Source organism: Paenibacillus anseongensis, from assembly GCF_009757995.1.
Classification (GTDB): Bacteria; Bacillota; Bacilli; order Paenibacillales; family NBRC-103111; genus Paenibacillus_E; species Paenibacillus_E chondroitinus.
This window is the reverse complement of the sequence record NZ_WSEM01000012.1, coordinates 338,261-351,680: the sequence shown is the minus strand read 5'-3', so window position 1 is coordinate 351,680 and position 13,420 is coordinate 338,261. Positions and strand designations below refer to the sequence as shown.

Here is a 13,420-nt window from a genome sequence, read left to right as displayed (position 1 = left end):
TATAGCTACAAATTGACTGTATCACCCGGTTGTAAGGAAAGTAAATGTTCAATACCTTCAGATGCTAGCTGCTTAAGCAGGGCATCTGTTTCTTTTTTTGGAGCATGGACTAGAAGCTTATGTTTGCTGCTTAACGATTGCGTCATCTTGCGCACATCAGGCAACCCTTGATGGATCTTGTATCGAACCATTTTTAATTGACAGCCGCGTTCTTCATCGCTCATCGCTAGAAGCCGCTGTGCTCTTGTTCCCATAGCGACGTGTCCGGTTAAAAGAATGCCATTCGTCATGTTTGTACGAAACTGCTCGTAGTACCATTGAGATTTGGGAGATTGCATCATCCCATCGCTTGTAAACCAGATAGCAGCCCTTGAATTGGCCATATCCTCGTGGAATAATCGTTCACGTTGATCCTCATTGTGGATGAATTCAAAGCTTTCATTATTCAAAGCCTCCGTGACGACGTGTTCCATGCCTGGTTTCAACCAATCGGCATGTTGCAGCATTAGCTCCATAGCCTGAATGAGCTCATATTCGGCCCGTATCGGCGTTTCGGGGAATCGCTGACGCATAAGCAGGAGCAGGTCTTGCCCTCTACCGCAAACAGGAACAGGCAGCAGCAGTTGACCACCTTCATTTAAAATCTCCTCAGCCGTAGTGAAAAGCTTCTCCAGCTTCTCGTTTTGGTACTCCGTATCAGTGCTATAAGCGGCATCAATAATTGCTACATCTAGAGGAATGCCTCCATTGATGATGTCCACTGGTACATCTGTGCCCAGAAGCAGGGCATCTTCGCTGTAATCTCCGGAAAAAAACAATCGCTTCCCATTAATTTCTAGAAGCATCCATATCGAACCCAGCATATGACCGCTGCGCCCCCAACATATGCGAAGTGTTGGAGAGAGCTCAATCCATTGCTGAGGCGGGGCCATGTCTTCGATGAAAGCGTATTGGACTCGCGCGATATCCGCTTCATCGTAGGGCAATTCTCCACCTTGCAGTTTGATATGTTTCTCCCAAGCGGCATAATACCCAGGAAGCTGTTGTGCGGTTAGGCGGGTCGTATACACCTTGCCGGAATAACCTAGCTTGTATAGGGAAGGGATGGCGATTGAGTGATCCTCATGCGCGTGAGAAAGAAATACAGCGTCCAATTCCGCAACCTTGGTCGGATCGATCAGCGGATATTCTCCGAATCCCTCCCGTTTTACACCACAATCGAGCAGAATGGATGTCTGTTCATTACCTATCCAATAACAGGAGCGGCCGTGCTCGCCAGCGCCGCCCCAAACGTTCAATTGCATCATTCCACATTCCACTTTCTGTTTGTATTCATGTTGTTCACAATAAGCAGCAGCACAGTGGTGAGACCGACGGAAACGACGGCCATCGCCATGCCGAGCGAAATTTGACCTTGTTCAAATTGAGCAAAAATATAGGTGGCCGACGTTTGCATCGATGGCGGAAGCACCATCAGTGAGGCGACTAGCTCTCTAAGCGAGATGGTGAAGGTCATCATCCAGCCGGCGATAATACCCGGCAGCAGCAGTGGCAGGACAATACGTCGGAACACGTACAAGGGCTGCCCGCCGAAGACTTGCCCGGCTTGCCGCAAGGATTCGTCCAGCTGGCCGTTACGTGCCTTGACGTATTGGACCGTATACGGCAGGAAGAACACCACGTAAGTGAGGACGACCATGCCGTAGGTGTTGTAGAGATGCAGCGGCATCCATGGCGCATTCCATAACATAATGAGTCCAACGACGAGGACCATATCGGGCACTGTGTTCGGCAGCAGGCTGAACATATCGGTTATGCGCTGCGGCAGACGCTTGGCGCGGCCGATCGTCAAGGCGAACCAGGTGCCAAGCGCGGCAGCTAAGCAAGCGGCGAGCAGGGCGAGCCCGAGGCTGTTCAGCAGCGCCTTCATGCTTGGTGAGCCCCATTTCAGCAGCTCGCCATAATGAAGGAGCGTCAGATTGTTCCACGCCAGCCCGCCTCCACGCAGCTTCATCAGCGAAGCTGAAATGATGGAGAAATACGGGATGCCGATGGATGCAGCGAGTAACAGAGCTACATAAAGCCAGGCTATCGCTTGCTGCCAGCCGAGATAGAAGGAAACTTTGTCACGGGTGCCTTTGCCGCCGACAAGATTATAAGAATTCCGGCGAACTACTACCGATTGGATGTACCAAAGTACAAGACAAGCCAGTAATAATAGGGAGGCTAGCGATGTTGCTTTCCCAAAGTCGACAGGCCAACTGGAGATTGAGGCTTGGATTTCGGTCGTTAACACGAAATACCCGATGCGCCGGCCGAATGTTGCCGGTGTGCCGAATTCAGCCAATGTTTTGACGAAGATAAGCAGTGCGCCCATGATATAGCTGGAGAATACTAACGGCAGCATGACACGGCGTAGCGAATAAAAGAAGCTGGCCCCATGAACAGCGGCAGCCTCTTCTTTGTTGCTGCCAATTTGGAGAATCGCATTGCGTAAAATTAAATACAGAAACGGAAATAAATGAAGGCTCATAATCGTAATCATTCCAAATAAGCTAAAGAAATGGCTGCTAATCCATTGCGCCCCTGGAAAAAATTGCTCAAGATACCCGCGAGGCTGCATAAATAAGATCCATCCCATGGAGCCAATATACGGCGGTGTCATGAACGGTATGAGCAGCACAATATCGAGCCAACGATGCTTGCGAAGCGGTGTTTTGGCCATGATCCAAGCTAAGGGGAGCGCAAGCAGCGTACAACCAACCACGACCCATATACCGAGCATTAAAGAGTGACTGAATACACCAGTCAGATCCTTCTCCAACACGACCCGAATGGGTGTCAATAAATCGAGTGAGCCATTCACCCAAATACTTTTGAACGATACAAATAAAAGAGGAAGGACGACCAGCATTGCTAGAAGCAGCAATGCCAGAAACGTCCCCGTACGTTTGAATACCATTTAATCGTCATCCCCGTCCGGAGCTTACTTTTTGAACAATTGCGTAAATTTCTGTGTCACGCCGGCTTGATTATCATTCATCCAATTCCAGTCAACCTTAATGGCAGGAATGTCTTTCGCGCTTACTCTTCCTTGTACTTGGATATCACTGCGTCCGGAAAGCAGGTAGGAGTCAGTAACCATTTTTTGCGCTTCGTCAGAAAGTAGGTACTCAATAAATGCTTTAGATGCATCTACATTTTTACTGGACTTCATAATCATGGCAGGGCGTGGTGAGATGACTGTCCCACTTGCAGGATAAATTAAATCAATTGGTTCGCCTTTTGCTTTGGAGGCATATGTCATGTAGTCAACGCTTGCCATTACGATGCTTTTAGCACCGGAAATAACAGGATCCATAGCTTCTTGGTTTGCACCTGCAATAATAGCACCATTAGCTTTCACTTTACCAAACAAGTCCCAAGCAGAATCACCGTTTTTATTCGCGTAGCCTGTCATGAAATCAAGTGCTGAACCAGACTGAGCAGGATCCGGAATATTCACTTTATCTTTCCATTCTGGTTTAGTTAGGTCGCTCCACTCTTTTGGAGGGTTAGTAACCGTCTTGGTGTTGTAAGCAATACCTAGTGCAGACAGGCTGTAGCTGAAATAATTTCCATCTTTATCGGAATAATCTGAAATCAACTTGTCGGCATTTTTAGCTTCTTTGAAGGGTAGTGTTAATCCGCTTTTTGTCATACCAATTGCTGAAGGGAGGGAAGCTAAGACAACGACGTCAACAACAGGATTTGCTTTCTCGGCTTCCATACGAGCTAAAATTTTACCTGTTGTGCCTTGGAACATTTCAACTTCCACACCTGTTTTGGCTTTAAAGCCTTTTTGGATATTGGTAGCGAGATCAGCCGGGCCTGCACTGTAAACAACAATTTTTCCGCTAAGCTTTTTAGCCTCAGGCGTTGGTGCCACTGTTGCAGCAGCGGTTGAAGCAGTTGGCGCAGCTGGAGTTGCAGTAGATGGGCCTGAATTGGAGGTTTTGCTTGCTGTGCCGCAGCCAGTTAAGCTAACACCTAATAGAACGGACATCAAAGCTATGGTACTCATTTGAAAGTTTTTCTTCATTTTCGTTTTCATTTTACATGCACCCTCTCAATTTTGGTTGATTTCAACTCACTACAATTCATGAATCTGTTCTTTTGAAATATAAAGGTTTACATTTTCACCTATCGCCAACCGTGATGGATGATAGGCCATCCAAACTTCCTTTTCACCAACATCTACACTGATTTCATAGCGCTCGCCGATATAGCTGACAGCTTGTACTACCCCTGAATACACAAGGTCTTGTTCCGTCAAACGTTCCCAACGGATATGTTCAGGGCGAATGAGCCGCTTGTCCGTCTCCAGCCAATTGGTCTTACCGATAAAACGGGCTGTAAACGGGTGGGTAGGCTTACGATAAATGGCCTCAGGTGTGTCTTTTTGCAAAATGACCCCGCTTTGCATGACGACAATTTCATCCGACATGGACATGGCTTCGATCTGGTCGTGCGTCACATAAATGGCCGTAAAGCCAATATTTCGTACCAGATTCATAAGTTCGATACGCATTTCTTCGCGCAATAGAGCGTCTAAAGCACTCATGGGCTCATCGAATAAGACAAGCTGTGGACGAACCACAATGGCCCGGGCAAGTGCGACCCGCTGTTGTTGTCCGCCGGACAGTTGATGGGGATATCGCTTCTCCATTCCCATAAGTTGAACCAAGTCAATAGCTTCCATTGCACGTTGACGCCAATTTGTTGTATCGCCTTTTGCCTTGAGTCCAAAAGCAACATTCTCCAAGACCGTCAAATGCGGCCAAAGGGCAAAATCCTGAAACACCATACCAAAATCTCGTTGATGAACTGGGCGGTTAATTCTGCGACTCTTGGAGAAGAGACAAACATCTCCCAAATGAATCTCACCTTGATCTGGAGACTCTAGACCTGCAATGATTCGGAGCAATGTTGTCTTACCGCACCCAGATGGTCCTAACAAAGTTGTAAATTTCCCTTTGGTAAGGGTTAGTTGAATGTCCTTGAGCGCCGGCGAGGCGCCGAAGGATTTGTTGATACCGTGAAGTTGTAAAGTCATCTCAAGCTTCCTTCCGTTCTTAGGAACAATCTTAGTTTAGGCGAGCAAAATTAGCGGAGTGTCAACTTAAGGTAAATCTATTGTTAAGTTTTTGTTGGGAATCTATTATTCTCCATAGATTTTTTCTATAATGATTTTGCAGGCCATGATGGATAAGGAGAGTTTTACAATGAACTGGAATTTAATTAAGCTACAAATCGTAGAGCTACTGGATAAACACAAACGAATTACCACAGTTGCCGATCAATTAGGGTTGAAGCAGCCGACGGTTTCCTTTCATATGAAAAGCTTGGAGCAAGAGTTAGGCGTAGGTTTATTTTATTCAAAAGCAGGAAAAGTGCATTTAACAGAAGCGGGACAATCCTTGAACCACTATGCAAAGAAGATTAATGCGTTGGCTCAAGAAGCGGAGAGAGTTGTAAAGGAGTTTGATGAGAGAGGGAGCGGACATTTGAAGATTGGAGCAAGTTACGTGCCTGGCACGTATGTGCTTCCGAGCATTTTAAGCGGGTTCTCTAAACTGTATCCGCAAATTTCAATTTCGCTTACTATCAGGACCTCTCCTGTCATTCAAGAAATGCTTTTGAATCATGAAATCGATATTGGCATTATGTCGGCGGAGCCTTTTCAGTGGGCGCCCCTGATCGGGGAAACGTTATGTGAGGATGAGCTGGTTTTCTTTTTTAACCCGAAACATCGCTTGGCGAGACAACCTAATCTTCATCCAGAGGTATTACAGGACGTTCCTTTTATTTTGCATGGACAAGAGTCTAGCACGCGCACCATGACATTAAAATGGGCCAAAAGCTTAGGCATTGAACTGAAACCCGTCATGGAGATGGACTCCTTGGAGGCCATCAAGCAAGCGGTCTTAACCGGCGACAGCGTCTCGATTATTTCAAAGATGGCGATTGCAAAAGAGATGCAGCGAGAAGAGCTGGTGTATCGTGAAATCCCCCAAAATCCCTTTAAACGTTATATCTATTTCACATACAACGAAGATCGGATTCGGTCCTCATTCTTTGATAGTTTTTTCCAGTACTTGCGTGATTCTGTCCAGAGTGAGTAAATTCTTTTACAAAAAAGACACGTTCAGCTGACAATCCAATGACAAAACTTCTTTATGCTCTTGTCTGAGAGGGAAACCTTTCCAAAAACGTAGAGGAGTTGAAATAATGTTTAAGAAAAAGGCATTAAAGTTGGTCATGGCTGCACTCGTAGGAACAAGTGCATTAGTTGGATTTGGAGGTGCCCCTCAATCTGCATCGGCTGCAAGCAACATGGTTCCGGATTATGAGGTCAAGCTTCTTCTTAATCCGAGTGCCGTTCTTGGGTCGGACTTCAAGCTAACAAGCACCGTGAGATCAGCTTTTGGCATGCCGGAAACCGTAACGAAAATGAATGTTCAATTTCTCGACACGAATGCTGAAGATATTTACAACAATGGATGGAGTCCGAGAATTCGCAAAACAGAAGGCGAGAACGATTTCGAACTTAGTTATAAAAAACGTTATGCCATCACAGGTAATGATATCAATGGCGCGCTAACTTTAGCTAACCAAGAGGGCTTCAATTCAGGGGATACAGGGTATGAAGCTCAAATTGAATGGGGTTACCAAAAGAAAACCTTGAGTATTACTCGTACGAAAAGTGGCAGCAAATCAGGATATAGCGGTATGGATCTTCCTAACCAAGCTGATTCACGCAGTCTTCTTATCAACAATGCTCCTGATAAATTTAATAACTGGGTCTCAAGCGGATGGGGGACTAGCAAACTGTCTTCCTCTCGTATTTATGGCCCCGTACTTGCCAAACGCTCGATTGGTACTTGGAGTGGTCAGCAACTATACATCGAAGTATGGCCAATTCGGAATGCAGCAGGCACAGGGACAGAGTATGTTGTAGAAGCATCATTCAAAACAACTAGTCAATCGACAGCTTCAGCCAAGCATGATGAACTGATTACGTATTTGCAAGGTAAAGGATGGTTCTTAGCTCAAGATTCTTTGAAAACTCAGCTGATTATGGATCGTTACTAATCATTTATCACTAATACATGTAAACTCCTGAGCCACCTTCTTTGAAGGTGGTTTTATTTATGTTGGCTCTGCATATGGCCACTATCCCCGTGACTCAGATCATGTGTATGTGTGTGCCGATTTGGAAAAACAAAGCTCGCTTAAATGAGTGAAAATAGAAATGTACCTTGCGGTGAGGTTCCTGCGATAGCAAAATTCGTCTAAATATGCTTGCAAGTGTTTGGCTCCAAGACCATGGAAGGTTTGGTTAATCCAGCTGCTAGCTTGTTTGGCAATTTCGAGCAATGGACGAAGACGTTTTGGAGTGTAGAAACCAGTAATAATCTCGACATTCTGTGTGTCAGTTTCAATATGCTGTTTGCGAAATGTATGAATTTCGTTACGAGAAATATGCCTTTCCTTTGGGGAAGAAAGCTGAACATGTTTGATTTTGATATAGCTTGAGTCGCGCGATTCACTACTTGATGAACCTACGAGAAGAAGGTGCTCTTGTGGGTGTCTATGAACAGAAGGATTGAATGGGCGGCCATAAATGGCTGAATGAATACGAACGGAGCCTGAGAGGGGACTCTGTGTGTCGGAGTTTTGAATAAAGGACCGAATCTTATGTAAGATTAGCCAAGCGGTTTTGTATGTAACCTGAATGAGATTGGAAAGACTCATAGCTGTAGTTCCCTGATCGGTACGGGAGACGAGGAATATGGCTAACAGCCATTTGCGCAGCTCGGTTCGGCTACCTTCCATAATGGTTCCTGAGATTAGAGAGGCTTGATAACGACAATCGCTGCATTCGTATAAAGGATGTTTACGAGTTTTGGTTATATAGGCATGTCGATGGCTGCACTTTGGGCAGATAAAGCCTTCAGGCCATTTCATGTGAAAAATATATTGCGCGCAAAGATCTTCAGTGGAGAAACGACTCTTAAACTGCTCGAAAGACATATGAGAAAAATCCATCTAGCCCTCCCTGAAATGAAAAATAGGAACTTATGTTCTTGTTCAAATAATATCAAACATATGTTCTTATTGCAATATATTTTTGGAAATAATTATATGTAAAATCATTTTTATACTTCTGAGTAAATGGGATAGTGCCCATAGCATATGAACATTGGAACAGTAGAGGGGGGCGGGATCCAGTGGGAAGAAGGACAGCTCCTAGGCTTCTTTTTCACTCCATGTCCGCATAAGGTAGTACTAATGACAAGCGGGGCAAGGGGGGAATGGGATGCTGCAAAGGCGACGGTGGAGAAGCAGACCTACAGGGAAATCAAACCGCAAAAAGGTGCTGTTAATCAGTCTTCTCATCTTTGTCTTATTTTGTGTGCAGTTTTTTATTTATGTTGAACACAATCTTAGACCACCACTGATGAACTTGGCGAAAGTTCGAATTAAGCAGATTGCCACACAGGCAATCAATAGCGCCATTGCGGATCATGTGGCAGGGAATACAAAAGCAGAGCAGCTTATCGATTGGAAAATGGACAAAAACGGAAAAATAACAGGTTTCATGTTAAATTATAATGAACATATGCGCATCACGTCAGATACGATAAAAACCGTGCAAGGCGAGCTTGATCATTTACAATCCATCTCTGAGCATATTCCAGTTGGGCAAGCGATGAACAGTGCGATTCTCGCTTCGTTTGGTCCTGATATTCCGATTAGGCTGCTGCCGGTTGGCAATGTGAAAGTTGATTTAAACACGCGCTCCCAAAATGCAGGGATCAATATGGTGATGTTCGAAGTTTATGTCCGCATTATTGCTGAAGTATCGGTTATTATCCCCTTTGACTCAGATACAGAGATTGTAGAAACGGAGATACCAATTTCATACTCCCTTGTAGTAGGGGATGTTCCAACTTATTATTACGATAACAAAGGCAATCCTGTAGGAGGGAGTAAGGACGCAGGACTGCCCAGCTTATCGCTTCCGCAGGTTCCGAATGTCGGAACAACGTTACCAAAGGGAGACGCAATTCAATCACAAGAAACGATACAAAAAGAGCCGACTCCATAAGGGAGCGGCTTATTTTCTTCTTTTATTTCGATCTTCGCGTTCCCATTTTCGGAGAGAAGGGTAAGGGTCGAAGCTCCATTCCGTTAACCCATTATCCCGATAAAGACCAAAATGGAGATGTGGCGGAAATTTCCCTGACGTTCCAGGCTTGCCGTAACCCGAGCTGCCAACCCAACCGATGGTTTGCCCGGGTTTGACAATATCATTTTCTTTGAGACTTTTTTGAAAGCCGGAAAGATGGGCGTAGTAATGATATATATTGTTCACATCGCGAATCCCAATTCGCCAACCGCCGTATGGATTCCAACCTTTCACTTCTACTATACCGTAGCAAGTGCTTCTGACAGGCACTCCATGCCGAGCAAATAAATCCGTTCCTTCATGAGAGCGGTGCCCTCCCCAGCCGCGGCTGTCTCCCCAAGTGCTACGATAGGAGTAATCCGCGCTCACTGGAAGTGGGAATGCATGTTCTCCAAGGTCGAGTGTGCCAAGTGTATTAAAAATAGTAGCAAATTGTTTGATGCGCTCGACGCTGCGTGAGTTTTGATAATAATTCCATAGGTTAATGAGTAAATTTTCCTCTTTTGTTCCGTTTCTGCTCATGAGAAAGGCCATTGAGGCTAATAAATCCAGATCGTTGTTTCGTTCTGCGATCCCATCCCCCGAGCCATCTCGTCCGTAGCCGTGAAAAAAGGAAATGCTTTTTGGATTCGTATCCTGTTGGTCTGGATTCAGCATGCCGGCCCAATCCGACTCAGGGAAATAGATGCTTGTAATTCCTTTGTGCACAGGCCTTTTCTTAGCAATATTCATTGTTCTTTCATATTGATCGACAGCAGCTAAGTAAGCCCAAGGGATATCAGAAATTATACTCGTTTTCTCAAATAGTTCTTTCCGCTCAGCGTTCAGGTTGGGGTTAACCTTCGACGGAGCTGGGGCATAAGACTGTTCAGATGCAGCAGCTTGGGAAGCCGCCATACGTGAGTGAGTCCCTGATTCGGCTACTGATAGGAGGAGGCAACAAGCTAGAACCCGCGCCCAAAAAGGTTTGCTTTTCATCACTATCATCCTTCCTGAAATGTTAGTTCTTAGGATGTACTCTTCTGTGGAAGTTTATCCTTACAACTTTCGTATTCAACCATTTTTTGCTATGATGCCTGTATGAGGTGAGAAGAGTGAGCTTTAATCACAGGGAAGAGCATGTTGACGATGGGATGTTGTTAATTCAGGCGAACTTGGATGATATGAATCCAGAGTGGGTTTCTTATATTATGGACAAGCTCTTCGATATTGGAGCTAATGATGTCTATGTGGTACCGATTATTATGAAAAAAGGGCGGCCAGGCATTATGTTGAATGTGCTGGTTGAAGCGGCACGACTTTCTTCCATTGAAGATGTAATCTTTAGCGAAACAACGACGCTGGGCATTCGATATATGCACGCTTCCTGCCATAGATTAGGTAGAGAATTCGAGCAAGTGGATACCAAATGGGGACTGTTAACGGTAAAAGCTGGTTATCACCAAGGTAAATTGGTGCAGTATGCCCCTGAATTTAAAGAATGTGAACGGATAGCCAAAGAGTATCAGGTGCCGTTGAAATTGGTCTATGAAGAAGTTAGAATGCAGTTTATGCTGCAGCACAAAAAAGCCTCCTCCTAAAGTTCAGGAAGAGGCTTTTTGCTCTTATTGATGATCATGCGTATGCGGGTGATGATGATCATGGTCATGGTCATGGTGGTGATGGTGATCGTCATGAGAATGGCCATGAGAGTGGTTATGTTCATGTGCGATGTGCTCATGACCGACTTGCCATTTGCCAATGAAAGGATCCACTTTACCTACCACGACACGAAGCACGTTAGGTTGATTAGGCAAATCCCTTGTACCTGCCCCGTATCCGATGGTATCTACGATCATTGGCGGAAAGCTTTTGGAGAACTCGTCCACTATTCCGGAAATAATACCTGCACCAGTTGGCGTGGTCATCTCAAGGCTATGGTTCGTTGAAGCGATGGGTAAACCACGCATCATTTCCAAGGTTGCCGGAGCGGGAACCGGGTATGTGCCATGATCAATATGAATGATTCCTGAGCCTAACGGTACAGGGGATGCGAAGATGCGCTCGATTTGCAAAGAGTCGATAGCCAAGGCTACACCCACGATGTCGACAATGGAGTCGATAGCTCCCACTTCGTGGAAATGCACTTTTTCAACTGGAATGCCGTGGATTTTTGCTTCAGCGATGCCAATTTTCTCAAAGATGGCTAAGCTGAGCGATGTGACACGATCATTAAATCCAGCTCCTTGAATGACTTTGACAATTTCTGAGTAATGACGATGTTTCTTAGGCGGGTGCTCCGGATCTAGGATGACGTCCAATTTTAGTGCAGAAATTCCGCGCTTAATTACACGCTTCCATTCCAGGACATACGGTTCAAGCTTAATTTTGGTTAGCTCGCTTTCAATATAAGCCCGGTCTGCCCCTGCATCAACCAAAGCGCCAAGTGTCATATCGCCGCTGATTCCGGAGAAGCAGTCCAAATATAGAATACGCATGGTACGAATCTCACGCTCGTTTCGACATATTTTTGTTAATGAGCCCTGCATAATAGCCGGCTCCAAAGCCGTTGTCAATGTTTACGACAGAGATACCAGGTGAACAACTGTTTAACATGGACAAGAGCGGAGCCACGCCTGCAAGGTGTGCGCCATACCCGATGCTCGTCGGCACAGCAACGACAGGTTTGGATACGAGCCCGCCAAGCACGCTGGCGAGCGCGCCCTCCATGCCGGCAACGACCACAATCGCGTTAGCACCGCGAATAAGTTCCAGCCGGCGGAAGAGCCGGTGAATGCCGGCTACACCAACGTCGAAAACGCGTTCGACGTGGCTGCCCAGGCATTCTGCCGTAAGAGCGGCCTCCTCCGCCACGGGGAGGTCGGAGGTCCCTGCGCACACGACGGCGATATAGCCGTCGTGGACTTTCAACATCGGTCGCTTGAACCAAGTGAGCGCCCTGGCTGTTTCGTGGTAGGTGACGCCTTCCACGGCAGCGATAACATGGGCGGCTTTGACTGCGTCGACCCGCGTAGCCAGCACGCGGTCGGTGTGTTCCATCAGCCGCCGAAAGATGGCCTCGATCTGCTCGGCGGTTTTGCCTTCCCCGAAAATAACCTCGGGGAAGCCAGTGCGCTTCTCGCGATCGATGTCCAGCTGGGCAAATCCGAGATCAAGGTTGCCGGGGCCTTCGCCGCCGCCTTCCTTGATGATTTGCCTTTTGGCTTCTTCGACGTCCAGATCGCCCGTCTGTACGAGCTTCAAAATCTTATCCAAGTCCATCATAAGGATGCTTCTTTCACCTTTTCTTTGGTTTCCTTAGACAGCACTTCGTTCATGCTGCCAGTTCGGTAGCCTTGCAGATCCAGCGTTACGTAAGTAAAGCCGAGCTTACTGAACTTTTCATAGATTGCGTCGCGATGCTCCACCACTTTATGTATTTCATCCGGCATGACTTCGATCCGGGCAATTTTCTCATGGTGACGTACGCGTACTTGATATAAACCAAGTTGTGAAAGGAAGTACTCGCCTTCGTCCAGCTGGTCAATCTTCCACTTCTCAATTTGTGTTCCGTAGGGAATACGGGAGGACAGGCAAGCAAAAGACGGTTTATTCCAAGTGCGTAAACCTAACTCTTTGGAAAGCTGTCTGATTTCATCTTTGGTCATCCCAGCCTCTTGTAGCGTACTGCGGACGCCCTGTTCGTTCTTGGCTTGCAGCCCCGGTCTGTAATCACCGAGATCGTCCATATTGGAACCATCCAGAATATAGGGATAACCTAATTCTTTGGCTAATTGCTGCAGATGTGAATAAAGACCCGTTTTGCAATGGTAGCAGCGGTCCGGATTATTGGCGACGAAATTGGCATTCTCCAATTCTTTGACCTCTGTTTTGTACAGGCGGACACCAATTTGTTCAGCAAGCTCGACGGCTGCATCGAATTCCCGTGACGGGAATGTTTCGGATGCCGCTGTGACGGCCAGAACTTGATCACCGAGCTCTTGCTGTGCACGCTTGAGGACAAACGTGCTGTCTACTCCGCCGGAAAAGGCGATCAATACACGACCCATGCCTCTTAAAATCTCGCCAAGCTTGCGATCCTTCTCTCGCGTTACTTCTTGTATGCTCATGTTTCTTTCCTCCCATACAGCCTATATGTAAATAGCTGAGCTGTTTTGGTCCATCTAGATAAGTGTATCACAACTG

General features: G+C 46.3%; 13 protein-coding genes. 4 read left to right on the top strand and 9 right to left on the bottom strand.

Going from position 1 to position 13,420, the window contains the following annotated elements:
* Window positions 1-5 precede the first annotated feature (5 nt).
* The 4 genes from GON05_RS14055 to GON05_RS14040 are packed head-to-tail and all read right to left on the bottom strand — an operon-like array spanning window position 6 to window position 5,095.
* Window positions 6-1,307 (bottom strand): MBL fold metallo-hydrolase, encoded by a 1,302-nt coding sequence (locus GON05_RS14055; RefSeq protein WP_157319687.1) that lies wholly within the window; start codon window positions 1,305-1,307, stop codon window positions 6-8.
* The gene (locus GON05_RS14050) at window positions 1,304-2,962 is read right to left on the bottom strand and encodes an ABC transporter permease (RefSeq protein WP_157319686.1); all 1,659 of its coding nucleotides are present in this window, start codon (window positions 2,960-2,962) and stop codon (window positions 1,304-1,306) included. Before GON05_RS14050 ends, GON05_RS14055 begins: the two co-directional genes overlap by 4 nt.
* A gap of 24 nt (window positions 2,963-2,986) precedes the next feature.
* The gene (locus GON05_RS14045) at window positions 2,987-4,093 is read right to left on the bottom strand and encodes an ABC transporter substrate-binding protein (protein ID WP_157319685.1); all 1,107 of its coding nucleotides are present in this window, start codon (window positions 4,091-4,093) and stop codon (window positions 2,987-2,989) included.
* A gap of 39 nt (window positions 4,094-4,132) precedes the next feature.
* Complete coding sequence (locus tag GON05_RS14040; protein ID WP_157319684.1) at window positions 4,133-5,095, bottom strand: ABC transporter ATP-binding protein; 963 nt, start codon at window positions 5,093-5,095, stop codon at window positions 4,133-4,135.
* A gap of 169 nt (window positions 5,096-5,264) precedes the next feature.
* On the opposite strand from GON05_RS14040, the gene GON05_RS14035 reads away from it, so the two are divergent.
* Together GON05_RS14035 and GON05_RS14030 are read left to right on the top strand one after the other, a co-directional pair.
* The gene (locus tag GON05_RS14035) at window positions 5,265-6,164 is read left to right on the top strand and encodes a LysR family transcriptional regulator (protein WP_157319683.1); all 900 of its coding nucleotides are present in this window, start codon (window positions 5,265-5,267) and stop codon (window positions 6,162-6,164) included.
* A gap of 106 nt (window positions 6,165-6,270) precedes the next feature.
* Window positions 6,271-7,134: a hypothetical protein gene (locus GON05_RS14030; RefSeq protein WP_157319682.1), complete on the top strand. Its 864-nt coding sequence runs from the start codon at window positions 6,271-6,273 to the stop codon at window positions 7,132-7,134.
* Between the two features lie 99 nt (window positions 7,135-7,233).
* On the opposite strand, the gene GON05_RS14025 is transcribed toward GON05_RS14030, so the two are convergent.
* Complete coding sequence (locus tag GON05_RS14025) at window positions 7,234-8,091, bottom strand: transposase (protein ID WP_157319681.1); 858 nt, start codon at window positions 8,089-8,091, stop codon at window positions 7,234-7,236.
* Window positions 8,092-8,362: 271 nt separating this feature from the next.
* On the opposite strand from GON05_RS14025, the gene yunB reads away from it, so the two are divergent.
* Window positions 8,363-9,154 carry a sporulation protein YunB gene (gene yunB, locus GON05_RS14020; protein WP_246239104.1) on the top strand — a complete coding sequence of 264 codons (792 nt, stop codon included), beginning with the start codon at window positions 8,363-8,365 and terminating at the stop codon, window positions 9,152-9,154.
* Between the two features lie 9 nt (window positions 9,155-9,163).
* Here the strand turns inward: yunB and GON05_RS14015 are convergent, their stop codons facing one another.
* Window positions 9,164-10,132 carry a M23 family metallopeptidase gene (locus GON05_RS14015; RefSeq protein WP_246239103.1) on the bottom strand — a complete coding sequence of 323 codons (969 nt, stop codon included), beginning with the start codon at window positions 10,130-10,132 and terminating at the stop codon, window positions 9,164-9,166.
* A 197-nt stretch (window positions 10,133-10,329) separates the two neighbouring features.
* Here GON05_RS14015 and larC2 point away from each other — a divergent pair, with 197 nt between their 5' ends.
* Window positions 10,330-10,815 carry a nickel pincer cofactor biosynthesis protein LarC2 gene (gene larC2 / locus GON05_RS14010; RefSeq protein WP_181646398.1) on the top strand — a complete coding sequence of 162 codons (486 nt, stop codon included), beginning with the start codon at window positions 10,330-10,332 and terminating at the stop codon, window positions 10,813-10,815.
* 24 nt (window positions 10,816-10,839) lie between these two features.
* Here the strand turns inward: larC2 and larC are convergent, their stop codons facing one another.
* The 3 genes from larC to larE are packed head-to-tail and all read right to left on the bottom strand — an operon-like array spanning window position 10,840 to window position 13,344.
* The gene (gene larC / locus GON05_RS14005; protein WP_157319679.1) at window positions 10,840-11,712 is read right to left on the bottom strand and encodes a nickel pincer cofactor biosynthesis protein LarC; all 873 of its coding nucleotides are present in this window, start codon (window positions 11,710-11,712) and stop codon (window positions 10,840-10,842) included.
* Between the two features lie 10 nt (window positions 11,713-11,722).
* Window positions 11,723-12,499, bottom strand: coding sequence for a nickel pincer cofactor biosynthesis protein LarB (larB, locus tag GON05_RS14000; protein ID WP_157319678.1), 777 nt, complete (start codon window positions 12,497-12,499; stop codon window positions 11,723-11,725).
* Window positions 12,496-13,344: an ATP-dependent sacrificial sulfur transferase LarE gene (gene larE, locus GON05_RS13995; RefSeq protein WP_157319677.1), complete on the bottom strand. Its 849-nt coding sequence runs from the start codon at window positions 13,342-13,344 to the stop codon at window positions 12,496-12,498. Before larE ends, larB begins: the two co-directional genes overlap by 4 nt.
* Window positions 13,345-13,420: the final 76 nt, after the last annotated feature.

Excerpts from the sequence above, each read along its gene's own strand:
- GON05_RS14015 (WP_246239103.1), bottom strand. The coding sequence starts at position 10,132 with ATGGCGGCTTCCCAAGCTGCTGCATCTGAACAGTCTTATGCCCCAGCT.
- larE (WP_157319677.1), bottom strand. The coding sequence starts at position 13,344 with ATGAGCATACAAGAAGTAACGCGAGAGAAGGATCGCAAGCTTGGCGAG.
- GON05_RS14055 (WP_157319687.1), bottom strand. The coding sequence starts at position 1,307 with ATGATGCAATTGAACGTTTGGGGCGGCGCTGGCGAGCACGGCCGCTCC.
- GON05_RS14050 (WP_157319686.1), bottom strand. The coding sequence starts at position 2,962 with ATGGTATTCAAACGTACGGGGACGTTTCTGGCATTGCTGCTTCTAGCA.
- GON05_RS14035 (WP_157319683.1), top strand. The coding sequence starts at position 5,265 with ATGAACTGGAATTTAATTAAGCTACAAATCGTAGAGCTACTGGATAAA.
- yunB (WP_246239104.1), top strand. The coding sequence starts at position 8,363 with ATGCTGCAAAGGCGACGGTGGAGAAGCAGACCTACAGGGAAATCAAAC.
- GON05_RS14025 (WP_157319681.1), bottom strand. The coding sequence starts at position 8,091 with ATGGATTTTTCTCATATGTCTTTCGAGCAGTTTAAGAGTCGTTTCTCC.
- GON05_RS14030 (WP_157319682.1), top strand. The coding sequence starts at position 6,271 with ATGTTTAAGAAAAAGGCATTAAAGTTGGTCATGGCTGCACTCGTAGGA.
- larC (WP_157319679.1), bottom strand. The coding sequence starts at position 11,712 with ATGCGTATTCTATATTTGGACTGCTTCTCCGGAATCAGCGGCGATATG.
- GON05_RS14040 (WP_157319684.1), bottom strand. The coding sequence starts at position 5,095 with ATGACTTTACAACTTCACGGTATCAACAAATCCTTCGGCGCCTCGCCG.
- GON05_RS14045 (WP_157319685.1), bottom strand. The coding sequence starts at position 4,093 with ATGAAAACGAAAATGAAGAAAAACTTTCAAATGAGTACCATAGCTTTG.
- larB (WP_157319678.1), bottom strand. The coding sequence starts at position 12,499 with ATGATGGACTTGGATAAGATTTTGAAGCTCGTACAGACGGGCGATCTG.